This is a genomic window from Zhengella sp., assembly GCF_041397485.1.
Classification (GTDB): domain Bacteria; phylum Pseudomonadota; class Alphaproteobacteria; order Rhizobiales; family Rhizobiaceae; genus Zhengella.
On the sequence record NZ_JAWKWO010000004.1, the window covers coordinates 382,530 to 405,515 of the forward strand.

The window sequence follows — 22,986 nt, forward strand, 5'->3', positions numbered from 1 at the left end:
GAAGACCGGCATGAACGACCCGACAGACCAGAGCGGCAAGCCGCCGGCCACGCTGGACGACCTGCGCGGCGCCGTTGGCAAGGAGATCGGCCTCTCGCCCTGGCACGAGATCACCCAAGGCATGATCGACGCCTTCGCCGATGTCACGAAGGACCACAATTTCATCCATGTGGATCCCGAGCGCGCCGCCCAGACGCCGTTTGGCGGCACCATTGCCCACGGTTTCCTGACCCTGTCCATGCTGTCCGTCTTCGCCTACCAGGCGCTGGCGCGGCTGCAAGGCCGCAAGATGGGCGTCAATTTCGGCTTCGAGAAGGTTCGCTTCGTCAATCCGGTGCCCGCCGGCAAGCGCATCCGCGCCCGCTTCACCCTCGATCATCTCAAGATCCGCCCGTCCGGCTATGTCGAGATGACCTATGGTGTCACGGTGGAAATCGAGGGCGTGGTCAAGCCGGCGCTGACGGCCGAGTGGAAGACCATCGCCATCATGGAGGAAGGAGTGGTCAACGCATGAGTGATCCCAACGCCATTGACGACGCCGCCCTCGCCCCCTGGCTTGAAGCCCATGTCGAGGGATTTGCAGGCCTGAAATCGGTGACCAAGTTTTCCGCCGGCCAGTCCAATCCCACCTACCGCATCGACGCCGCAAGCGGCAGCTACGTGCTGCGCGCCAAGCCGCCCGGCCAATTGCTGAAGTCGGCCCACCAGGTCGACCGCGAATTCCGCGTCATGGCGGCGCTCGCCAGGACAGATGTTCCGGTGCCACGCGTCTTCGCCCTGTCCGGCGAGGGCGAGGAAAGCCCGATCGGGCGCATGTTCTACGTCATGGAATTCCTCGACGGGCGCATCTTCTGGGATCCGGCGCTTGCCGAACTTGCCTCCAACGAAGAACGTAGCGGCATCTACGATGCCATGAACCGCACGCTTGCGGCCCTGCATTCGGTCGATGTGGAGGCGGTCGGGCTGGCCGATTTCGGCAAGCCCGGCTCCTATTTCGAGCGGCAACTGTCGCGCTGGACCAAGCAGTATCGCGCTTCGGAGACCGAAACCCTGCCCGACATGGACGCGCTGATCGCCTGGCTGGAAACCAATGCGCCACCCGATGACGGGCGCGTCAGCCTCGTCCATGGCGATTACCGGCTCGACAACATGATGTTTGCCAGCGACCGCACCGACGTGATCGCGCTTCTGGACTGGGAACTGTCGACACTCGGGCACCCGTTTGCCGATCTCGCCTACCAGTGCATGCAATGGCGCCTGCCCCACGATTCCGGTTTCAAGGGCCTGGGCGGCGTGGACCGCCATGCCATCGGCCTGCCGACAGAGGCGGAATATGTGGCGCGCTATTGCGAGCGGCGCGGGCTGGACGGCATCGCCGACTGGGATTTCTACATCGCCTTTTCCTTCTTCCGCCTCGCCGCCATCCTGCAGGGCGTCTACAAGCGCTCGCTCGACGGCAATGCCTCCAATCCCGAAAAGGCCCGCCTCTACGGCCAGGCCGTTCCGCTTCTGGCCCGCCTCGCCGTGGCCGGCATTCACAGGGAAGGATGACACCATGGCGCGTTTCGAGGGACTGACGGTCATCGTGACCGGCGCGACGGGCGGCTTCGGCAAGCGTGCCGCCGAGCGTTTTCACGACGAGGGCGCCAATCTTGTCCTCTCCGACCTTGCAGCCGATCCCGGCGACGCCTTCGCCGCACTCGATCCGGCCCGCCATGTCTATGAGGGCGGCGATATCGCGCGGGAGGAAACCAGCGCGCGCCTCGTGGCGCTGGCACAGGACCGCTTCGGCGGCCCGGACATCGCCTTCAACAATGCCGGCATCGCCCAGGGCTTCACGCCCCTGCCCGCCATCGACAGCGACCTGGCGCAGCGGATTGTCGATATCGACCTGATGGGCGTCTTCTACGCCATGAAGCACCAGATCCCCGCCATGCTGGAACGCGCCAGGGCGACCGGGCGCGGCTGCGCCATCCTGAACACCTCGTCACTGGCCGGCGTGGCCGGCGCGCCGCAACTGGCCATCTATTCCGCCGCAAAGCATGGCGTCGTCGGCCTCACCCGCTCGGCAGCCGCCGAATATGCCCGCAAGGGCATCCGCGTGAACGCCCTTTGCCCGGCCTTTGCGCGCACAGACATGGTGCTCGGCGGACTGCGCGATACGTCGCAGACCATGGAAGAGGGGATTGCGCATATCGTGCGCGGCGTGCCGATGCGGCGTCTGGGAGAAATCGATGAGGTGATGGAAGCCATTCTGTTCGCCTGCGATCCGGCCAACGGCTTCATGACCGGCCAGACGCTCACCATCGATGGCGGCGTCTCGGCGGTGTGATCAGGCGGATTTGCGCCAGGCAAGCCAGTTGCGGGGCAGATCGTGCAATCGCTCGTCTTCGCACCACGGGCTTGCGGGCAGGCCCCGCTCGCTAGGCTGCGCGGCGGCAAGCTTGTCCAGCAGCGACTGCGGCATCGGCCATCGCGGATCGGGCGGAATGTAACCTGTCTGAATCCGGTTCATCGGGGCCTCCTTCCTCAAGGGGAAGAGAAAGCCCCTTCATGGTGAAATTATGGTTAATGAAAGGTGAGCGCGGACAACTGCTTGAGGCTGCCTCATGCAGACTTGATTATTTGTCCGCCTTTTTTTCGCCTTTCTTGCGGAACTCGCCGGGCTCCCCGGTCGTGGTCGTCTGCGAAACAGACACCGGATCGGATGCGGGAAAGGTTTCCTCGAGCCCTTCGTCCAGCTCCTCGTTCAATTCTTCCCGGTTCTTGTCCTCGGAAGGATCGGTCTTGCTGCCGCCCGCCATGCACAGCGCAGCCATGAAGCCGTCCGGTGCCGGCCAGCGGGTTTCCGGCAGCATGTTGATCAGATCGCGTTTCATGAGACGCCTCCTGTCGCTTGTCTCCGGGGGAAACGCGACGGAGGGCGCGGGGGTTCCCCGCGCTCAGGCCAGAACGGCGTCCTCGGCCCCTTCCTTCAGGAGACCGAACACATAGGGAGCAAAGGAGCGCCAGCATTCCACATGCCAGGCGTCATCCTCCCGTCGCCAGAGCACCACCTCGGCCTTTGCCAGGATCGTCCGGCTCGCCGCCCCGACGGGGAAGGCGGAAGGACGCAGATCCTGCGGACAGGCGCTGGCCAGTGTATCGACAGCACCAGTCCCGGAAACCTCGAACCCGACATTGCGATGCGACACATCGACGGCGCTGAACACGCCATCCGCGCCGCCGACGGCTGCCATCAGGTCCGCGCCGTCGCCATCCAGCACCAGCCATTCGTCAGGCCCGATCCACAGCGCGGCGCGTGCGCCGTTCGTGGCCGTCTGTTTCGGCTTTCGCGGCAGGTCGATCCCGAGCGCCGATGACAGGCCTGCCAGAGCATCTTCCCCGGCCCGCAGGGCCAGGCGCGTCATCACGGGCGATGCCTTGATGGTGACCGCCGCATTGGCGACGGTGGCCGAGGCCATCGGCTCGCGACGTTCGGCTTTCGTGGTTGCGGGCTCAGCCATTGAGACGCTCTCCCTTCGGATCGAAAAACACCGGCTCGGTCACGGTGACGGCGATGGTCCGGTCGGGCATGGGCACATGCAGGGTCTGGCCCTTGCGGTCGCGCCCGCCCGCCACCAGCGCCAGCGCGATGGAGCGTCCGCAGCTTTCCGACCAGTAGGACGATGTGACATGGCCGATCATGGTCATCGGCACCGGCTGGTTCGGATCGGCGACGATCTGCGCCCCTTCCTCCAGCACGACCGAGGGATCGGATGTGAGAAGACCGACAAGCTGCTTGCGGCCTTCCGCCACCAGGTCCGGCCGCTTCAGCCCGCGAATGCCGACGAAATCGGTCTTCTTCTTTGAAACGGCCCAGCCATAGCCGGCATCGAAAGGCGTTACCGTTCCGTCCGTGTCCTGACCGACGATGATATAGCCCTTCTCGGCGCGCAGCACGTGCATTGTTTCGGTGCCATAGGTGCAGGCGCCGAATTCGGCGCCGCGCGCCTGCAGAATCTCCCAGACCGAACGGCCATAGGCCGCCGGCACGTTGATCTCGAAACCCGTCTCGCCGGTGAAGGAGACCCGGAACAGGCGCGCCGGCACGCCACAGACCTCGCATTCGGCCATGGACATGTGCGGGAAGGCCTCCGCCGAGATATCGGCGCCGGAGACGAACGGCGCGACGATCTCGCGCGCCTTCGGCCCCTGTACCGCGATCACCGCCCATTGTTCGGTTGCCGAGGTCAGCCAGACCTTCAGATGCGGAAACTCCGTCTGCAGGTAATCTTCCATGTGGTGCAGGACGCGCGGTGCGCCGCCGGTCGTCGTCGTCACATGGAAGCGGTCTTCCGCCACGCGGCCCACAACGCCGTCGTCATAGACGAAGCCGTCCTCGCGGCACATGATGCCGTAGCGCAGCTTGCCCACGCCGAGCTTGCTCATCGGGTTGGTATACATCAGGTCCATGAAGGCCCCGGCATCCGGCCCCACCACCTCGATCTTGCCCAGCGTCGATGCGTCGAACAGGCCGGCGCTCTCGCGCACGGTGCGGCATTCACGGGCCACGGCGGCATGCATGTCCTCACCCGCCTGCGGGAAGAAGCGCGCGCGCTTCCAGTTGCCTACATCCTCGAAGACGGCGCCATGCTCCTGCGCCCAACTGTCGATCGGGGTGCGCCGCGTGACGTCGAACAGCTCGCCGCGCCCGTGGTTGACGATCGTGCCGAAAGTGACCGGCGTGAACGGCTGGCGGAAGGTCGTCAGGCCAACATCGGGGATGGGCCGGCCAAGCGAATCGGCGGCAATGGCAAGCCCGTGCATGTTGGAGGTCTTGCCCTGGTCGGTGGCCATGCCATTGGTGGTGAAGCGCTTGACATGCTCGATGGAATGCATGCCCTCGCGCACCGCCTGGCGAATGTCCTTGGCGGTCACGTCGTTCTGGTAGTCGACGAAGGCCTTGCCCTTGATCTCGCCGGCATCGCCGGACAGCCCGCCGGCATAACTTTCGCTGGCTTCGACCGTGATTGCGGGCACGCTGTCGGCATCATGGCCTGTCGCCGTCGCGGCGGCCCTGCCGGCGTCCAGCGCTTCGGCCACGCCCGCGGCCAGATCGTCGGTGCCGTTGCAGGCGCCCACGGTCACACAGTCCTGCACCGGGGCGCCGGGCAGGAACCGCTGGGTGTCGTGATCCCACACCACCTTTCCGCGCGATTGCGAGTAGAGATGCACCGCCGGTGTCCAGCCACCCGAGATGACCAGCGCATCGACCGCGAAACTGCGCTCCTGTCCGCCGTCGCGATGGGCTACGGCGATGCCGTTGACCCGCAGGCGGCCTTTCGCCTGAACCACGCGATGGCCGGCCAGAACCTTGATGCCGAGACCCTGCGCTTCCTGCATGAGCGCTTCCGGCACATCGTGGCGCCAGTCCACGATGACAGGGATTGCCACGCCGGCCCGCGCCAGATCGAATGCCGCGCCATAGGCCGAATCGCAGGCGGTGAACACGCCCACCTTGCGGCCGGGTGCCACGCCATGGTGATTGAGATAGGTCCGCGCCGCGCCGGCGAACATCACGCCTGGCAGGTCGTTGCCGCCGAAGACGAGCTGGCGCTCGATGGCGCCCGTGGCGAGCACCACCCGTGCCGCGCGCACCTGCCACATCCGCTCGCGCGGCAGGCCCTTGCCATCGGCCATGTGGTCTGTCACCCGCTCGGCCAGCGCCATGAAATTTTGCGTATGGTAACCGAAGGCCGTCGTCCGCGTCAGCACGCGCACATTGTCCATCGATTTCAGGGCCGCAACCGTCTCCTGTGCCCAGTCCCAGCCGGACTTGCCGTCGATGCGCGCACCGCTCTCATGGCGCATGGCGCCACCGCATTCGGCCTGCTCGTCGCACAGGATGACCGAGGCGCCCGCCTTTGCGGCAGCCCGCGCGGCTGCCAGCCCCACCGCGCCACCGCCCACGACCAGCAGGTCGCCATGGGCGTAGCGGTTCGCATAATGGTCCGGATCCGGCTCCTTCGGCGAGATGCCGAGGCCCGCAGCCTGCCGGATGAAGGGCTCATAGAACTTCTTCCAGGCCACCTTCGGCCACATGAAGGTCTTGTAGTAGAAACCGGCCGAGAAGAACGGCGCGCCCAGGCTGTTGACCGCGCCCACATCGAACGAAAGCGAGGGCCAGCGGTTTTGCGACCTGGTGACGAGGCCGTCATAGACCTCCTGCACGGTCATGCGCACGTTGGGGGTATGCGTCGCGGCGGTATCGCTGACGCTGATGAGCGCATTCGGCTCCTCCGAACCGGCGGTCAGGATACCGCGCGGCCGATGATACTTGAACGAGCGGCCGGCCAGGTGAACGCCATTGGCCAGCAGCGCGGAAGCCACCGTATCGCCTTCCAGCGCATCGAACGCCCTGCCGTCGAAGAAGAAACGCACGCCGCGCGAAGGCGTCAGCCGGCCCTTGCCGGGGATACGGAAACTCTGGCTCATGCCTTGTCTCCCAGATCGGGTTTCGGCTTCACCGGCCTTGTAGGTCGTCACGAACTTGTCGGAGACCGTGCGCGCGCGCGGCATTGAAGAACCGGCCGCAGCCGTGAATGTGGCGCCAGCGTCTGGAATGTCAGCCCGCGCGGATTGTCGCGCAGGAAGAAGAAGGCCTCGAATTCCTCATCCGAGATCTCGGCGATATCTGCGGGCGGGCGATAGCGCCCGCCGGCGCCGCGGAATTCCAGTTCCGGGCGCTCCTCTTCGCAATAGGGACAGCGGATCAGCAGCATGGCAGGCTCTTTCCCTTACAGGTCACCGCGCGGCAATTGCGTTCCGCGGGGCTGGTCGCACAGGCGTTCGGCGATATCGGCCAGCGGGGCAATCCGCCGCACCAGTTCCGCCGGGTTGTCGATCGGCACGAATTCATCGCGTATCGTCAGGTGAAACGGGATCATCTCGAAGGCACAGCCCCCACGGCTCAGTGGGCCACGGCCGCCGCCGCGGCCTCGTCGATCAGCCGGCCGGTGCGGAACCGCTCCAGCGTGTACCCGGCATTGATCTTGTGCGGCTCGTCGCGCGCGATCGTGTGCGCGAAGACGTGTCCGGATCCCGGCGTGGCCTTGAAACCGCCCGTGCCCCAGCCGCAATTCACATACAGCCCCTTCACCGGCGTCTTTGCCAGGATCGGCGAACGGTCCGGCGTCACGTCCACGATACCGCCCCACGAGCGCAGCATCTTCATGCGGCTGAAAATGGGGAACATCTCGCAGATGGCTTCGAGCGTGTGGCTGAGGATGTGCAGGCCGCCGGTCTGCGAATAGGATGTATACTGGTCCGTGCCCGCGCCGATCACCAGCTCGCCCTTGTCGGACTGGGAGATGTAGGCGTGAACCGTGTTCGACATGACCACGCAGGGGAACACCGGCTTGACCGGCTCCGACACCAGCGCCTGCAGGGGAAAGCTCTCCAGCGGCATGCGCAGGCCGGCCATTCCCATGATCGGCGTGGTGTTGCCCGCAGCGACGACACCGACCTTCTTCGCGCCGATGAAGCCGCGCGTCGTCTCGACGCCCTCCACCGCCCCGTCGGCCGAACGGCGGATGCCGGTCACCGCGCAATTCTGGATGACGTGCACGCCCCGCGACGCAGCCGCGCGCGCATAGCCCCAGGCCACCGCGTCGTGGCGCGCGGTCCCGCCGCGCCTCTGCAGCGCCGCCCCCACCACCGGATAGCGCGCCGAGGAGGAAATGTTGAGCGGCGGACAATAGGCCTTGGCCTCGGCCGGCGTCAGCCATTCATTGTCGACGCCATTGAGCCGGTTGGCGTGAATGTGGCGCTTGAACACCTGCTCGTCATGCACATTGTGCGCCAGCATCATCACGCCGCGCGCGGAATACATGACATTGTAGTTGAGATCCTGCGACAGGCCCTCCCACAGCTTCACCGCGTGGTCGTAAAGGCCGGCCGATTCGTCGTAGAGGTAGTTGGACCGGATGATCGTCGTGTTGCGGCCGGTATTGCCGCCGCCGAGCCAGCCCTTGTCCAGCACGGCGACATTGGTGATGCCGTGCTCCTTTGCCAGATAATAGGCGGTCGCCAGGCCGTGCCCGCCCGCGCCGACGATGATCACGTCATAGGAAGCGCGAGGCTCCGGCGAATCCCACTGCTTCTCCCAGCCCTTGTGGCTGCGCAGCGCCTCGCGCGCGATGGCGAAAGCGGAATATTTGCGCATGTCTCGGCCCCGTCACCTGTTCCGTGTCACGACAATTCGGAGCGTACCACTACCGCCCGGCGCGGCAAGCCGATGCTCTGTTTGCGACCCCTGGTGACGTGTTGCGCCCGCTCCATCGCGCCTGCCCGTCCTGCGGCCCGCACGCATGCCCGGCCAGGGCCGCAAACAAGCGTTTTTTTCTTCAGCACTCTCGACAAACATACCTGCTTTTGCTAAGGAGCCGTCCAAATCGCGGGGAGCAGTCTCTCCACGAGCAGGCAGTAGTTGTACGAAATGTATGGACAATGGCCTGCTTTCCAGACAACCGACCAGGACAGGATCGACACGTGCAGGTACTCGTACGCGACAACAACGTTGACCAGGCGCTCCGCGCCCTGAAGAAGAAAATGCAGCGTGAAGGCATCTTCCGCGAAATGAAGATGCGTGGTCACTACGAGAAGCCGTCGGAAAAGCGTGCGCGCGAAAAGGCCGAGGCTGTTCGCCGCGCCCGCAAGCTGGCGCGCAAGCGTGCCCAGCGCGAAGGCCTGCTTGGCGGGCGCGCGGGCCGCTGATCCCCGCCGTTTTTTTGTCCATTTCCGGACGTACCGCAGGTGGCGGCGAGTTTTTCGCCTCCACCTTTTTTATTGACCCGGCCACATTGCCGCACAGGGGCAAGGTTGCCGCAGCCGGATGGAAGCCGGAGGGGGTAGTTTGATCGTGTTCACCAGATGCTCCACAACCAACGGTTCGTTTTCCTCTCGATCGCGCGGGTTCGCCGCGGCTGTGGCATTCGCGCTGGTGACGCCGGCCCTCACGGCCTGCAATACGACGACCCCCATCGAGACGACGAATTTCGACAAGGCGCAGGGCTCGGAAGAGAACATCGCTTCCCTGACCGCGGTGATCGAGCGCAGTCCGCGCGATCCAGAGGCCTACAACGTGCGCGGTTCGGCCTATGGCCGGGCGGGGCGTTACCAGGAAGCGCTTGCCGATTTCGACACGGCCTTGCAGCTCAATCCGAATTTCTATCAGGCCTATGCCAATCGCGGACTGATCCACCGCCTGACCGGCGATTTCGCCAAGGCCCAGGCCGATTATTCCCGCGCGTTGCAGATCAACGCGAATTATGACGTCGCCTATATCGGCCGCGGCAACATGTACAGGAAGATGGGCCGCGATCTTGACGCCTTCCGCGATTTCGAGCGCGCCATCCAGCTTGATACGACCGATCCGCGCGCCTACCACAATCGCGGCCTGATCTACCAGTCGCGCGGTCAGCACGCCTTTGCCATCGAGGATTTCTCCACCGCCATCTCGCTGTCTGGCGATGCCCCGGAACCCTATAACGGCCGTGGCTTGTCCTACATGGCATTGAACGACGACGAAAATGCCTTCGCCGACTTCAATCTTGCCATCAAGCTCAATGACAGGAAGGCGGAAAGCTGGGCCAATCAGGCCTTGGTCTACGAGAAGCGCGGCGACATGAAGAAAGCCCGCGCCTCCTATGCCCGTGCAGCCGCACTCGATCCGAACTACGGCCCCGCCCGTGCCGGGCTCCAGCGTACGCGCGGAAGCTGACGCCTTCGCCCTTCCAGCGAAACATGCCGTGACCGGACCGGGCCGGAACCCCGTGCCCTTCCCCGGTGTTTGTCCTTTCGACGCGAATCGAAAGAGGAGAAACACCATGCGCCTTATCGCCCCGCTGACCGCTGCTGCCCTGGCAGCACTTCTTCCCTTCGCCACGCCGCAGCCCGCCACGGCGCAAACCGTGGAAGTCGGCACGCTCGATTGCCGTGTCGCCGGCGGCACCGGCTTTATCTTCGGTTCCACCAAGGACCTTGTCTGCGACTTCGATTCCGCAAATGGCCGCGACGAGTCCTATACGGGCACCATCAGCAAATACGGCATCGATATCGGTGTGACCGGAACGGCCATGCTGCGCTGGCTCGTTCTCGCCCCGTCCTCCGCAACCCCGCTCGAACCGGGCGCCCTGGCCGGCAGCTATGTCGGCGCCGCGGCGGAAGCGTCTGCCGCCGGCGGTGCAGGCGCCGCGGTCCTCGTGGGCGGTTTCGATGAGTCCATCAACCTGCAGCCCGTTTCCATCCAGGTCCAGGAGGGCGTGAACGTGGCCGCCGGAATCGCCGAACTGGAGATCGAACTGGCACGATAAGGCGCGCAGCCGCAGTGCATGTGTGCATGCGACAGGAAAGAAAAGGCCCCCGGTGCTGGAAAGAGCGCCGGGGGCCTTGTCACGACAGGTTCGCGATCCGCGCGGCCTATTCGTCCATCGCCTTGACGATTTCTTCCGTCATCTTCTTGGCATCGCCCAGCAGCATCATCGTGCCATCCTTGTAGAACAGCGTGTTGTCGATGCCGGCATAGCCGGATCCGAGCGACCGCTTGACGAAGAGACAGGTCTTGGCCTTGTCCACGTCCAGGATCGGCATGCCGTAAATGGGCGAGGACTTGTCGTCACGCGCCGACGGGTTGGTCACGTCATTGGCGCCGATGACATAGGCAACGTCCGCCTGCGCAAACTCGGAATTGATGTCTTCCAGCTCGAAAACCTCGTCGTAGGGCACATTGGCTTCCGCCAGCAGCACGTTCATGTGACCCGGCATGCGGCCCGCGACCGGGTGGATGGCGTATTTCACTTCCACGCCATGCGCCTTCAGCGTGTCCGCCATCTCGCGCAGCGCGTGCTGCGCCTGCGCCACCGCCATGCCGTATCCCGGTACGATGATGACCTTGGAAGCGTTCATCATCAGGAAGGCCGCATCGTCGGCCGAGCCCTGCTTGACCGTCCGGTCGATGCCATCATCGGCTCCGCCCGCTGCAGTCTCACCGCCAAAGCCGCCCAGGATCACCGATATGAAGGAGCGGTTCATGCCCTTGCACATGATGTAGGACAGGATTGCGCCCGACGAACCGACCAGCGCACCGGTGATGATCAGCGCCATATTGCCAAGGGTGAAGCCGATGCCGGCCGCTGCCCAGCCCGAATAGGAATTCAGCATGGACACGACCACCGGCATGTCCGCGCCGCCGATCGGAATGATGATCAGGATGCCGAGCGCCAGCGACAGCACCACGATCAGCCAGAACACCGCATGGCTCTCGGTCATCACCAGCATGGCGATGAGGACGACCAGCGCAACGAAGATCGCGAGGTTGATGGCATGGCGCATCGGCAGCATGATCGGCTTGCCGGACATGCGGCCGTCCAGTTTCGCGAAGGCGATCAGCGAGCCCGTGAAGGTGATGGCGCCGATGGCGACGCCGAGGCTCATTTCCACCAGCGCCTGGCCGTGGATTTCGCCCACATTGCCGATGCCGAAACTTTCCGGCGCATAGAGCGCGGCGGCTGCCACCATGACGGCGGCAAGGCCGACAAGGCTGTGAAAGGCCGCGACCAGCTGCGGCATCGCGGTCATCGGGATGCGCTGGGCGATATAGGCGCCGACAGCACCGCCGATGGCAAGGCCGAGAACGATCAGGCCGAGGCCGCCTGCCGACGGCGTGGCAAGCGCCAGCGTCGTCAGGATGGCAATGGCCATGCCGGTCATGCCATAGACATTGCCCTGCCGGCTTGTCGTCGGATGAGAAAGGCCGCGCAGCGCCAGGATGAACAGGACGCCGGACACGAGATAGAGAAATGCTGCCACATTGACACTCATCGGTCAGGTCCTCACTTCTCTTTTTTCTTGTACATGGCCAGCATGCGCTGGGTGACGAGGAATCCGCCGAAGATGTTCACCGAGGCCAGCACAAGGGCGATGAAGCCGAAGCCCGTGGCCATGCCCGAGGCAGAAATGCCGACAGCAAGCAGCGCACCGACCACGATCACCGAGGAAATCGCATTGGTCACCGCCATCAGCGGCGTGTGCAGAGCCGGCGTCACCGACCAGACGACATAGTAGCCGACAAAAATCGCCAGCACGAAGATCGAGAACTGGAAAATGAACGGGTCGATGCCACCGGTCACGCCATGGGCGGCGGCGGCAGCATCCGCCACGCCGTTGCGGACATCGACCTGGAAGGAGGTGGCCGCCTGACGCACCGCCTGAACCGCCTGTTCAAGCTGGTCGAGGCTATCGTTGAGTTTTTCGGCGGACATCACGCCTCTCCCTTCTTGTCTGCGGAATCCTTCTCCGCCACGAGAACGTCCTGCGGCTCGTCCTTCGGGGCGAAGGCCGGATGCACGATGGCGCCTGCATGGGTCAGCAGTGTCGCCTTGACCAGTTCGTCTTCCCGGTTGACCGCGACCTCGCCGTTTTCCTTGTTCACCATGGTTTCAAGGAAGGCATAGAGGTTCTTGGCATAGAGCAGCGAGGCCGAAGCGGCGATTCGCCCGGCCATGTTGAGATGGCCGACGATCTTCACACCGTCGACATCGACCACCTCGCCGGCCTTCGCGCCCTCGACATTGCCGCCGCGCTCCACCGCCAGGTCGACGATCACCGAACCCGGCTTCATCGACTTGACCATGTCGGCCGAGATCAGCCGCGGCGCCGGACGCCCCGGAATGAGCGCCGTCGTGATCACGATATCCTGCTTGGCGATATGCTCTGCCACCAGAGCCGCCTGCTTGGCCTGGTACTCCTTGGACATTTCCTTGGCATAGCCGCCGGCCGTCTCGGCCGCCTTGAACTCCTCGTCCTCCACGGCGATGAACTTGCCGCCCAGCGACGCCACCTGTTCCTTGGCGGCCGGGCGCACATCCGTGGCGGTGACCGCTGCGCCAAGGCGCTTGGCCGTGGCAATGGCCTGCAGGCCAGCGACGCCGGCACCCATCACGAACACCTTGGCAGCGGGCACGGTGCCCGCGGCGGTCATCATCATCGGCATGGCGCGGTCGAATTCGCCGGCCGCGTCGATCACCGCCTGATAACCGGCCAGGTTGGCCTGCGATGACAGGATATCCATCACCTGAGCCCGCGTGATGCGCGGCATGAATTCCATGGCGAAGGCGGACAGCCCCGCCTCGGCCATGGCCTTCACGGCATCTTCATGACCGAACGGATCCATGGCGGCGATCACCAGCGCACCGCTCTTGTAGGCCTTGGCTTCCTTGGCGTTCGGCCTGCGCACCTTCAGGATGACATCGGCCTTGCCGGCACCGGCCGCCGTACCCAGTGTCGCACCGGCCTTTTCGTAGTCGGCATCCAGGATGCGCGACTTGAGGCCCGCGCCCTTTTGCACGACAACTTCGAGACCAAGCCCCTTGAGACGCTTGACGGTTTCCGGCGAAGCCGCAACGCGCGATTCCGCGCTGTCGGATTCCACCGGAATGAAAACAGTGTGAGCCACCCTCAGCTCCTCCCCGGGGGACGGTCGACATCACTGAGGCCGCGCCATGTCCCCCAAGGTCACGGGCGCGGCTGCTCCGGCCTTCAAGGCCGCGGCGGTCCTCACTTCAGGAGGTAGACGCCCAGCGCGAAGACGATCACGTAAAGGATGACCGAGGAAATGAACCCGGCCGACGTGAAGAAACCGAAGGCCATCGCCACGAGCAGCGCCACGCAGGCGATCGTGCCATATTTTGCAAGGCCGAGGAACATGGAGTAGGTCTTCTCGTGTTCCGCGTAGTCCATTTCCGCGCCCATTTCCACCGGACCCGTCGGCGTATTGTCAGCCATGGTATCAACCCCTTCCGAAATCTGTTTTTATTGCCATTACCGAATCCTGGCACCAAGGGCAATGGCGCTATAGGGTCAACCCCCCATTCACTTTGACGCATGCCTCTGGGAGACCATCCGTGACACGCTTGCCGCTGATCGGCCTGGATGCCGATGACACGCTCTGGCACAATGAACGCTTCTACCGGCTGACCCAGGAGCGTTTTGCGGCCATCCTGGCTGACCATGCGTCCGCCGAGGCGCTGTCGGAGCGGCTTCTGGAGGCCGAGCGGCGCAATCTTGCCCGATACGGCTACGGCATCAAGGGCTTCACCTTGTCCATGATCGAAACGGCGCTCGATGTCGCCGGAGATGCCTTGCCCGGCGCCGCCATCCGCCGGATTCTCGACGCTGCCCGGGACATGCACGACCATCCGGTCGAACCGCTGCCCCATGTCCGCGAGGCGCTCGCCGGCCTTGCGGAAAGCCATCGCCTGGTCCTCGTCACCAAGGGCGACCTGTTCGACCAGGAGCGCAAACTGGCGGCATCCGGGCTGGGCGACCATTTCCATGCCGTCGAAATCGTCTCGGAAAAGACAGCGCAGACCTATCGCGACGTCTTCGGCCGCCATGGAAGCGGCGCCGAAAACGCGCTGATGGCCGGCAATTCCCTGAAATCGGATATTCTTCCGGCGCTGGAAGCCGGCTGCTGGGCCGTTCACATTCCCCATGAACTGACATGGGAACTGGAACACGCGCCACCGCCGCTCTCTCATCCGCGTTTCCGCGAGATCGCGCATATCGGAGACCTTCCCGCGCTGGTCGGCGCCATCGAGTCCTGCATGCCGTCCTGATCGGACCGGCTGCTCCCTACCGGTGGCAACAAGCACGGGCTGCCGCGCGGACACGAAAAAGGCCGCCTTTGCCGGCGGCCCCTCGCGGTATGCTGCAATTCGTCCAGCGCCTCAGGCGAGCCAGCGCTTGCGCCGCTTGTAGTGCTTGACTTCGCGGAAGGAACGGCGGCCCTCGCCGCCGACGCCGAGATAGAATTCCTTCACGTCGTCGTTTTCGCGCAGCGCCGCCGCTTCGCCATCCAGCACGATACGGCCCGATTCGAGGATATAGCCATACTTGGCATAGCGTAGCGCCACATTCGTGTTCTGCTCGGCCAGCAGGAAGGATACCCCCTCCTCCTCGTTGAGCTTCTTCACGATCTCGAAGATTTCCTCGACCAGCTGCGGCGCCAGGCCCATGGAGGGTTCGTCCAGCAGGATCATGCTCGGACGGCTCATCAGGGCACGCCCGATCGCGCACATCTGCTGCTCACCGCCCGACGTGTAGCCGGCCTGACTGCCCCGTCGCTCGCGCAGTCGCGGAAAATAGTCATAAACCATCTCCAGGTCGCGCTTCACGTTGGCATTGCCGTCCTTGCGGGTAAACGCGCCGGTCAGCAGGTTTTCCTCGATCGTCAGATGGCCGAAGCAATGGCGCCCTTCCATGACCTGGATGCAGCCGCGGCGAACGAGGTCATTGGGAGACAGGTTGTGTACCGTCTCGTTGTTGAACGAGATCGACCCTTTCGTCACCTCGCCGCGCTCACCGCGAAGCAGGTTCGAAATGGCCTTCAGCGTGGTTGTCTTGCCCGCGCCGTTGGCGCCCAGCAAGGCGGTGATGCCGCCCTTCGGCACCGAAAGCGACACGCCCTTGAGAACGAGGATCACGTGATTGTAGATCACCTCGATATTGTTGACCTGCAAGAGCGTTTCGGCCGTGTTCATGGCCCTCGCCGCATCTGCCATTCCTGTTCCTCCCGATCACCGGCCCTGGCCGCCCTTTGGGCCCCGGCGCGAACCTGTCCGCGCCGGGGTTTGCGTTCAAGCGCGCATTATTCGCAGGCGCGCGGCTCGATGTTGTTCTCCTTGGCATACGCCTCGGAATCTTCCTTGATCAGCGCATCGATGACTTCCCGGTCGGCCGGGCCGAAATCGCTGATCAGCTTCCACGTCTTCGCCTCGGCGTCCCACTGGGCGATCGCGCCCAGGCCGGGGCCGCCATGGTCGGCACAGCTCACGTTGATCTCGGGTCCGAAGCCCGGCAGGCCGAGTTCGGTCATGCGGGCCTGGTCGAGCTTGAGCGCTTCCATGCCGTCACGCATCATTTCGCCGTTGATCTGCTTGGTATTGTGGATGCCCATTGCCGTGCGCGCGGCCTCGACGGCCAGCATGGCGGCATAAAGACCACGGTTGTAGAGCGCGGTACCAACATTGGTGCCATCGCCGGCGGCCTTGCCGGCATCCGTGACATACTTCTTGATGTCGGCGAAGACCGGATAGTTGGCATCGACGCCGTGGAAGGTGACATGCTTGTAGCCGTTGGCAGCCGGACCTGCCGGCAGCACGTCATTTTCCGAACCCGACCACCAGATGCCGATGAAGTGGTCCATCGGATAGCGGATGTTGACCGCTTCCTGGATCGCCACCTGGTTCATCACGCCCCAGCCCCACATCAGCGTGTAATCGGGACGGTCGCGGCGGATCTGCAGCCATGTCGCCTTCTGCTCCTGGCCCGGATGGTCGACCGGATAGAGCGACAGCGTGTAGCCGTGTTTCTTGCCCAGTTCCTCCAGCGTGCGGATCGGCTCCTTGCCATAGGCGGAGTTGTGATAGACGAGCGCGATCTTCTTGCCGTTGATGTCGCCGCCATTCTCCGCGAGGATGTGGTTGATGATGATCGAGGCGCCGTCCCAATAGGTGGCCGGATAGTTGAAGATATAGGGGAAGATCGCGCCATTGGCGGCCGATGTGCGCCCGTAGCCCATGGAATGGACCGGGATCATGTCGGCCGTCGCCTTGGGGATGAGCTGGTAGGTGATGCCCGTGGAAAGCGGCTGGTAGACGAGTGCGCCTTCGCCCTTGGTGGACTCGTAGCACTCCACGCCCTTTTCCGTGTTGTAGCCGGTCTCGCATTCGATCATGCGGATCTTTTCGCCCTCGACACCGCCATCACGCTCGTTGACCAGCGTGAGATAGTCGGCATAGCCGTCGGCGAAGGGAATGCCGTTCGGCGCATAGGGTCCGGTCCGATAGGACAGGGCCGGGAACACCAGTTCGGCCATGGCCGGGGCCGTTCCCATCACGGCCACCATCGCCGCCGTTGCAAGTACTGTCTTCAGTCCCATGAATGTTCCTCCCATTTGTGAGACGTTCCGAAGGGATGCACCCGGCCGCGACTGCGGCCGGCTGCGTTCAGTCTATCCCCTAGTAGGGGAATGGCCAGAGCCTTAGCTTTTCCTTGGTTAAGCGCCACAATTGCGCCAGCCCGTGCGGCTCCACGATCAGCAGGAAGATGATCAGCCCGCCGACGATCATGATCTGGAAATGCTCCACCGTCGCCGTCGGCCAGCCCAGCCCGTCGCGCATCACCACGGTCAGGAAGATCGGGAACAGCACGATGAAGCCGGCGCCCAGGAAGGCGCCGAGGATGGAGCCCAGACCGCCGATGATGACCATGAACAGCGCATCGAAGGACTTGTCGATGCCGAAGGCTTCCGTCACCTCCGCCGCGCCGAGATAGATGGCGAAGAACATGGCCCCGCCCATGCCGATGTAGAACGAGGAGACCGCGAAGGCCGACAGCTTGGCGCTGAGCGGCGACACGCCCATGATCTCGGCGGCGATATCCATGTCGCGCATCGCCATCCACGACCGGCCGATCCGGCCGCGCGTCAGGTTGCGCGCCACCCATGCGAAGGCGAAGAGCAGTGTCAGCGCCAGCAGATAGGTTGCCCAGGGCGCGGAGTTCGGCCCGGTGACCGCCACGCCCAGGATGGTGCGTTCCGGAGCCGTGATCTGGCCCGAGGCGGAGTAGTTGTAGAACCAGGCGAACTTGTTGAACATCCACACCAGGAAGAACTGCGCCGCCAGGGTTGCCACCGCGAGGTAGAAGCCCTTGATCCGCAGGGACGGCAGGCCGAACAGCACGCCCACGCCCGCCGTCACCGCGCCGGACAGCACGATGCAGATGATGATGTTCATGTCCGGGAAAGCGGTCATGAGCTTGTAGCAGGCAAAGGCGCCCACGGCCATGAAGCCGCCGGTGCCAAGCGACACCTGGCCGCAATAGCCGGTCAGGATGTTGAGCCCCAGCGCGATCATCGACCACACCAGGAAGGGCAGCAGGATGGCTTTCACCCAGTAGGTGGAACCCTCCGGATAGGCACCAAGCAACAGCGGCATGGCAATGAAGGCGAAGGCCATGGCCGCCCAGAAGAGAATGCGTTCCGAACGGATCGGGAAGGTCTGCTGGTCGGCGGCGTAGGTCGACTTGAAATCGCCGGCTTCACGGTAAAGCATTGTTCGTCACACCCTCTCGATGATCTTTTCGCCGAACAGGCCCTGTGGCCGGAACAGCAGGAACACCAGCGCCACAACATAGGCGAACCAGTTCTCGATCGCCCCGCCGACGAGCGGTCCGATATAGAGTTCGGCCAGTTTCTCGCCGACGCCGATGATCAGTCCGCCCACGATGGCGCCCGGAATGGAGGTGAACCCCCCGAGGATCAGCACCGGCAGCGCCTTGAGCGCGATCAGCGAAAGCGAGAACTGCACGCCGGATTTCGAACCCCACATGATGCCCGCCACCAGCGCCACGAAGCCTGCGATCGACCAGACGATGACCCAGATGCTGCGCAGCGAGATGCCGACCGACTGCGCCGCCTGGTGATCGTCCGCCACCGCGCGCAGCGCCCGGCCGGTACGCGTATATTGCGAGAAGGCGGTCAGCGCGACGACGAGGATGACCGCGATCACGGCCGCGTAGACATCCAGCACGTCAATATACATGCCGAAATAATCCGAGCCTTCCGCCGCCCATTCACGCGTCACGTCTTCCACCCAGAACGAGCCGCCGGAAGGAATGCCGACATCGAGGATCTTGACGTCGGAACCCCACATGAGGTCGCCGAATCCCTCGAGGAAATAGGCAAGGCCGATGGTCGCCATGAACAGGATGATCGGCTCCTGGTTGACCAGGTGCTTGAGCACGAGCTTCTCGAAAATCCACGCGAAGGCGACCATGACCAGAAGCGTTCCCGCCACCGCCACGATGGCCGGCAGTTCCCATCCGAAATCGTGTATTTCGGTGCCGAAGATGGCGTTGATCAGGTGCGCGAAGGGGACCTGCCCCGTCTGCAACCCGACAAGCGTAAGGGCCGCGAACAGCGCCATCACGCCCTGCGCGAAGTTGAAGATGCCCGATGCCTTGAAGATCAGCACGAAGCCAAGCGCGACGAGCGAATACATCACGCCCGACATCAGGCCGTTGATCACCGTTTCGATGAAATAGAGAAATTCTGGTGACATGGTCTCCCCCCAGCCGGCCTCAGTCGTGCGAGACGCCAAGATAGGCGTCGATGACATCCTGGTTTCTGGAAACCTCGTCCGGCGGACCGTCGCCGATCTTGCGTCCATAGTCGAGAACCACGACCCGGTCGGAAATGTCCATCACCACGCCCATGTCGTGCTCGATCAGGGCGATGGTGGTGCCGAACTGGTCGTTGACGTCGAGGATGAAGCGGCTCATGTCCTCCTTCTCCTCCAGGTTCATGCCCGCCATCGGTTCGTCCAGCAGCAGCAGCGCCGGTTCCGCGGCCAGCGCGCGGCCCAGTTCCACGCGCTTCTGGAGCCCGTAGGGAAGCCGGCCCACCGGCGTCTTGCGGATGTGCTGGATTTCGAGGAAGTCGATGATGTGCTCGACTGCCTCGCGATGTTCCAGGTCCTCCTTCATCGCCGGCCCGTGCCACAGCGCCTGCCAGAAGATGTTGCGCTTCTGCAGCGTGATGCGCCCGGTCATGATGTTGTCGAGCGTCGACATGCCCTTGAAGAGGGCGATGTTCTGGAAGGTGCGCGAAATGCCCTGGCGCGCCGCATCGGTGGAGCGCATCTGCGAGCGCTTCTGGCCGCGATAGGTGATCGTGCCTTCCTGCGGATGGTAGAAGCCGTTGATGACGTTGAGCATGGATGTCTTGCCGGCGCCGTTCGGACCGATGATCGCGCGGATCTCGCCCTTGCGGATGTCGAAGGAGATATTGGTGATCGCCTTCACGCCGCCGAAAGACAGCGACACGTTCTCGACTTCCAGCAGCACATCGCCCTTGGCGATGCCGTCCTGGTGTGCGGTCATCCGGAACCGCTCCGAGGCCTTCAGGTCGGCGGTTTTCAGCGGTGCGTTCATTCCGCTGCCTCCTTGTGCGTCTGCGCCGCGTTCACGGGAAACGTCTTCGCGTCGCGAATCTGGACTGTCGCGCGGATCTTGCCCTTGCGGCCGTCCTCATAGGTGACTTCGGTTTCGACGTATTTCTCCGACGAGCCGTCATAGAGCGCCTCGATCAGTTCGCCATAGCGCTCTGCGATGAACGAGCGGCGCACCTTCTGCGTGCGTGTCAGTTCGCCGTCATCGGCATCCAGTTCCTTGTGCAGGACGAGGAAGCGGCTGATCTGCGCGCCGGCCATCATCTCCACTTCCGAAAGCTTGCGATTGGTTTCCGCCACGTTTTCGGCGATCATCTCGTAGACCTTCGGATGCCCGGCCAGTTCCTGGTATGAGGCATAGGAGATGTTGTTGCGCTCGGCCCAGTTGCCCACGGCGGTCAGGTCGATGTTGAGGAACACGCCCACCTTGTCGCGGCCATGGCCGAAGGCGACAGCCTCCTTGATGTTGGGGAAGAACTTGAGCGAGTTCTCGATGAATTTCGGCGCAAACAGCGCGCCTGTCGTCAGCCGCCCCACATCCTTCGCCCGGTCGATGATCTTGAGCTGGCCGTCCTTGTCGAAGAACCCGGCATCCCCCGTCTTCACATAGCCGTCCTCGGTCAACGTCTCGGCGGTCTTCTCTTCCTCCTTGAAATACCCCGAGAACATGCCCGGCGAGCGGAACTGGACCTCGCCGTCATCCGCGATCCGGATGTCCACATTCGGCGCGGCCGGCCCGACGGCATCCGCGCGTACATCCGTGTCCTTCTGGCATGTGACATAGAGGAAGGCTTCGGTCTGCCCGTAGAGCTGTTTCAGGTTGATGCCCAGCGAGCGGAAGAAGGAGAACAGGTCCGGCCCGATGGCCTCACCCGCGGTGTAGGCCACGCGGATGTTGGAGAAGCCGAGCGTGTTCTTCAGCGGTCCGTAGACCAGCAGGTTGCCAAGCCAGTATTTGACCTTGCCCGGGAACGAAACCGGCCGCCCTTCGAGCAGATCCTCGCCATGCTCCTTGGCGACGTCGATGAAGTAATGGAACAGCCGCCGCTTGAGCGCTCCGGCATCCTCCATGCGGATCATCACCGAGGTGAGCAGCCCTTCGAACACGCGCGGCGGCGCGAAATAGAAGCTCGGCCCGATCTCCTTGAGATCCTGCGACACCGTTTCCGGGCTTTCCGGGCACGACATGCAGAACCCCGAGACATAGCCCTGCGCATAATTGAGATAGTGGTCGCCCACCCATGCCAGCGGCAGGTAGGCCAGCACCTCGTCGCGCTCCGACAACCGGTCGAAGGCGACCGTGTCCTGCGCCGCCCGCACGGCCGATATGGCCTTCAGCATCACGCCCTTGGAGCGCCCCGTCGTGCCCGACGTGTAGAGAATGATGGAAATGTCCTCGCCCGATGCGGCGGTGATCCCCTCTTCCCACGCCTGGCCGAGCGAGGGATCCTCCTTCAGCCGGGCGCGCCCGAGCGCCTGCACCGCCTCGAAGGCATGCATGTGCCCGTGGTCATAGTCGCGCAAGCCCCGCGGCTCGTCGTAGATGACCTGCTCCAGCATCGGGATCTTGTCCCGGAAGGAGAGGATCTTGTCGACCTGCTCCTGGTCCTGCACCACGGCGAAACGCACGCCGGCATGATCCAGCACATAGGCCATTTCCTCGGCCACGGCATCGGCATAGACCGGCACCGGAACCGCTTGCAGGGACTGGGCTGCGGCGAACGACCAGTAGAGGCGCGGCCGGTTGGAGCCGACGATGGCGATCTTGTCGCCCGCCGCCACGCCCATGGCCTTCATGCCCAGAGCCAGCGCACGCACCTCGTCCAGTTGCTCCGCCCAGGTCCAGCTTTGCCAGATGCCCAGATCCTTGTGGCGCATGGCCGGACGGGTGGCGAACCGCTTCGCGTTGAGAAGCAGGTATTTGGGAAACGTGTCCAAAGACGCCTGATGCTGCGTCAAAGCGGCCTCCTCCTTGCCGGTCTGCCCTGCTTTAAGGCAAGGCAGTGTTCTCCCGTTGGGTCTGCCCCTCCCGGACAGGGTCCCTTCTTGTCCAGTGAAAATTTCACGAAAACAGGCCGCTGGCAACTTTCCGGTTGACAGACAAAGGTCGCAGTGATGGTTTATGGGTCCCGGCGCGTGTAAAGCAGGCTTGGATTCGGTGTGCTTCTGCGCTGTGTTCGGTGATCCGGGATCAATCTCCGTAGAGCATCAGTTTCTTGACGTCGATGACGGTGACGCGGCCATGCTCGACCGTCAGCAATCCCTCGTCCTGCAATTCACCAAGGCTCCGGTTGGTCACCGCGCGCGACACACCGGTCAGCAGGGCCAGTTCATCCTGCGTGATCTCGATCGTCTTGACGACGCCGGGATAGAGGACCGGGTTGAACAGCCAGGAAAGATTGCGCGCCACGCGCGCCTTGGAATCGAGAATCCGGTCATGCTCGACAGTGGCAATGAACTGGCTCAACCGCTCATTGATCTGGCGCAGCAGATAGTGGTTGAACCCGATGGAATTCTCGAACAGCCACAGGAATGTCGGGCGGTTCATCAGCGCCAGGCGCGTTTCACGCAACGCCACCAGGTCATATTTGCGCGCCTCGTTCTTGATCACCGATCCTTCGCCGAACCATGCGCCATTGCCCAGTCCGGCGAAGGTGACGGCCTTGCCCGAGCGCCCGATCGTGCTCATCTTGATGAGGCCCTCGACGATCCCGCCCCAATGGTCCAGCCGGTCGCCGCGATGACAGATATAGGCGCCCTTGTTGTAGGTGCGCTCGGTAATTCCCTGCGCCGCGCGCTCAAGTTCGCTGTCGGTCAGATCCGCCGCCCAGATGAAGCCGCGCGCCAGTTCCACTTTGCCATTCATGTGCAGGCCGCCATTCCGATGCATCCAGCGCGCCACCGTTTGGGAGGGGCGCGTCCAGGCATCATATAT

General features: G+C 63.8%; 24 protein-coding genes and 1 pseudogene. 7 read left to right on the plus strand and 18 right to left on the minus strand.

Translation table 11 applies throughout. The features are described 5' to 3' along the window. Positions 1–10 precede the first annotated feature (10 nt). Genes R3D65_RS14260 through R3D65_RS14270 form a run of 3 tightly spaced genes read left to right on the plus strand, consistent with a single transcriptional unit; the run spans position 11 to position 2,332 of the window. On the plus strand, positions 11–514 hold the full coding sequence (locus R3D65_RS14260) for a MaoC family dehydratase (RefSeq protein ID WP_371275907.1): 504 nt from the start codon (positions 11–13) through the stop codon (positions 512–514). Further along, positions 511–1,551: a phosphotransferase family protein gene (locus R3D65_RS14265; RefSeq protein WP_371275908.1), complete on the plus strand. Its 1,041-nt coding sequence runs from the start codon at positions 511–513 to the stop codon at positions 1,549–1,551. The genes R3D65_RS14260 and R3D65_RS14265 overlap by 4 nt, the downstream gene beginning before the upstream one ends. 4 nt (positions 1,552–1,555) lie before the next feature. After that, positions 1,556–2,332: an SDR family NAD(P)-dependent oxidoreductase gene (locus R3D65_RS14270; protein WP_371275909.1), complete on the plus strand. Its 777-nt coding sequence runs from the start codon at positions 1,556–1,558 to the stop codon at positions 2,330–2,332. Here R3D65_RS14270 and R3D65_RS14275 read toward each other — a convergent pair whose 3' ends face one another. The 7 genes and pseudogenes from R3D65_RS14275 to R3D65_RS14305 form a co-directional block, all read right to left on the minus strand. Beyond that, a complete protein-coding gene (locus R3D65_RS14275; protein ID WP_371275910.1) occupies positions 2,333–2,515 on the minus strand; it encodes a hypothetical protein in 183 nt (60 codons plus the stop codon). Positions 2,516–2,621: 106 nt separating this feature from the next. Continuing rightward, positions 2,622–2,879 (minus strand): hypothetical protein, encoded by a 258-nt coding sequence (locus R3D65_RS14280; protein WP_371275911.1) that lies wholly within the window; start codon positions 2,877–2,879, stop codon positions 2,622–2,624. A gap of 63 nt (positions 2,880–2,942) precedes the next feature. Further along, complete coding sequence (locus R3D65_RS14285; RefSeq protein WP_371275913.1) at positions 2,943–3,506, minus strand: sarcosine oxidase subunit gamma; 564 nt, start codon at positions 3,504–3,506, stop codon at positions 2,943–2,945. Beyond that, a complete protein-coding gene (locus R3D65_RS14290; protein WP_371275914.1) occupies positions 3,499–6,477 on the minus strand; it encodes a sarcosine oxidase subunit alpha in 2,979 nt (992 codons plus the stop codon). Before R3D65_RS14290 ends, R3D65_RS14285 begins: the two co-directional genes overlap by 8 nt. Beyond that, positions 6,474–6,764: pseudogene (locus tag R3D65_RS14295) on the minus strand (sarcosine oxidase subunit delta). Before R3D65_RS14295 ends, R3D65_RS14290 begins: the two are co-directional and overlap by 4 nt. A gap of 15 nt (positions 6,765–6,779) precedes the next feature. Continuing rightward, positions 6,780–6,929, minus strand: coding sequence for a hypothetical protein (locus R3D65_RS14300; RefSeq protein WP_371275915.1), 150 nt, complete (start codon positions 6,927–6,929; stop codon positions 6,780–6,782). A gap of 23 nt (positions 6,930–6,952) precedes the next feature. Then, positions 6,953–8,206 carry a sarcosine oxidase subunit beta gene (locus tag R3D65_RS14305; protein WP_371275916.1) on the minus strand — a complete coding sequence of 418 codons (1,254 nt, stop codon included), beginning with the start codon at positions 8,204–8,206 and terminating at the stop codon, positions 6,953–6,955. Between the two features lie 326 nt (positions 8,207–8,532). On the opposite strand from R3D65_RS14305, the gene rpsU reads away from it, so the two are divergent. The 3 genes from rpsU (at position 8,533) to R3D65_RS14320 (ending at position 10,355) form a co-directional block, all read left to right on the plus strand. After that, the gene (rpsU, locus tag R3D65_RS14310; RefSeq protein ID WP_371275917.1) at positions 8,533–8,757 is read left to right on the plus strand and encodes a 30S ribosomal protein S21; all 225 of its coding nucleotides are present in this window, start codon (positions 8,533–8,535) and stop codon (positions 8,755–8,757) included. A 139-nt stretch (positions 8,758–8,896) separates the two neighbouring features. After that, positions 8,897–9,763 (plus strand): tetratricopeptide repeat protein, encoded by an 867-nt coding sequence (locus R3D65_RS14315; protein ID WP_371275918.1) that lies wholly within the window; start codon positions 8,897–8,899, stop codon positions 9,761–9,763. Between the two features lie 106 nt (positions 9,764–9,869). Beyond that, positions 9,870–10,355, plus strand: coding sequence for a DUF992 domain-containing protein (locus R3D65_RS14320; RefSeq protein ID WP_371275919.1), 486 nt, complete (start codon positions 9,870–9,872; stop codon positions 10,353–10,355). Positions 10,356–10,461: 106 nt separating this feature from the next. On the opposite strand, the gene R3D65_RS14325 is transcribed toward R3D65_RS14320, so the two are convergent. The 4 genes from R3D65_RS14325 to R3D65_RS14340 form a co-directional block, all read right to left on the minus strand. Continuing rightward, positions 10,462–11,862, minus strand: a complete 1,401-nt coding sequence (locus R3D65_RS14325) for an NAD(P)(+) transhydrogenase (Re/Si-specific) subunit beta (protein ID WP_371275920.1) — start codon at positions 11,860–11,862, stop codon at positions 10,462–10,464. A gap of 11 nt (positions 11,863–11,873) precedes the next feature. Further along, the gene (locus tag R3D65_RS14330; protein WP_371275921.1) at positions 11,874–12,302 is read right to left on the minus strand and encodes a proton-translocating transhydrogenase family protein; all 429 of its coding nucleotides are present in this window, start codon (positions 12,300–12,302) and stop codon (positions 11,874–11,876) included. Continuing rightward, positions 12,302–13,495, minus strand: coding sequence for a Re/Si-specific NAD(P)(+) transhydrogenase subunit alpha (locus R3D65_RS14335; RefSeq protein WP_371275922.1), 1,194 nt, complete (start codon positions 13,493–13,495; stop codon positions 12,302–12,304). Before R3D65_RS14335 ends, R3D65_RS14330 begins: the two co-directional genes overlap by 1 nt. Positions 13,496–13,596: 101 nt before the next feature. Then, entirely contained in the window at positions 13,597–13,824 is a 228-nt protein-coding gene (locus R3D65_RS14340) for an aa3-type cytochrome c oxidase subunit IV (protein WP_371275923.1), read from the minus strand. Between the two features lie 119 nt (positions 13,825–13,943). On the opposite strand from R3D65_RS14340, the gene R3D65_RS14345 reads away from it, so the two are divergent. Next, complete coding sequence (locus R3D65_RS14345; protein ID WP_371275924.1) at positions 13,944–14,657, plus strand: HAD family hydrolase; 714 nt, start codon at positions 13,944–13,946, stop codon at positions 14,655–14,657. 111 nt (positions 14,658–14,768) lie between these two features. On the opposite strand, the gene R3D65_RS14350 is transcribed toward R3D65_RS14345, so the two are convergent. From R3D65_RS14350 to R3D65_RS14380, 7 genes are all read right to left on the minus strand, one after another. Next, positions 14,769–15,602, minus strand: coding sequence for an ABC transporter ATP-binding protein (locus R3D65_RS14350; protein WP_371275925.1), 834 nt, complete (start codon positions 15,600–15,602; stop codon positions 14,769–14,771). Between the two features lie 86 nt (positions 15,603–15,688). Then, on the minus strand, positions 15,689–16,981 hold the full coding sequence (locus tag R3D65_RS14355; protein ID WP_371275926.1) for an ABC transporter substrate-binding protein: 1,293 nt from the start codon (positions 16,979–16,981) through the stop codon (positions 15,689–15,691). Positions 16,982–17,060: 79 nt separating this feature from the next. Continuing rightward, on the minus strand, positions 17,061–18,155 hold the full coding sequence (locus R3D65_RS14360; RefSeq protein ID WP_371275927.1) for a branched-chain amino acid ABC transporter permease: 1,095 nt from the start codon (positions 18,153–18,155) through the stop codon (positions 17,061–17,063). Positions 18,156–18,161: 6 nt separating this feature from the next. Further along, positions 18,162–19,163: a branched-chain amino acid ABC transporter permease gene (locus R3D65_RS14365; protein WP_371275928.1), complete on the minus strand. Its 1,002-nt coding sequence runs from the start codon at positions 19,161–19,163 to the stop codon at positions 18,162–18,164. A 19-nt stretch (positions 19,164–19,182) separates the two neighbouring features. Next, positions 19,183–19,983, minus strand: coding sequence for an ABC transporter ATP-binding protein (locus tag R3D65_RS14370; protein ID WP_371276049.1), 801 nt, complete (start codon positions 19,981–19,983; stop codon positions 19,183–19,185). Positions 19,984–20,030: 47 nt separating this feature from the next. Continuing rightward, complete coding sequence (locus tag R3D65_RS14375) at positions 20,031–22,010, minus strand: AMP-binding protein (RefSeq protein ID WP_371275929.1); 1,980 nt, start codon at positions 22,008–22,010, stop codon at positions 20,031–20,033. A gap of 232 nt (positions 22,011–22,242) precedes the next feature. Next, complete coding sequence (locus R3D65_RS14380) at positions 22,243–22,917, minus strand: Crp/Fnr family transcriptional regulator (RefSeq protein WP_371275930.1); 675 nt, start codon at positions 22,915–22,917, stop codon at positions 22,243–22,245. Positions 22,918–22,986 lie beyond the last annotated feature (69 nt).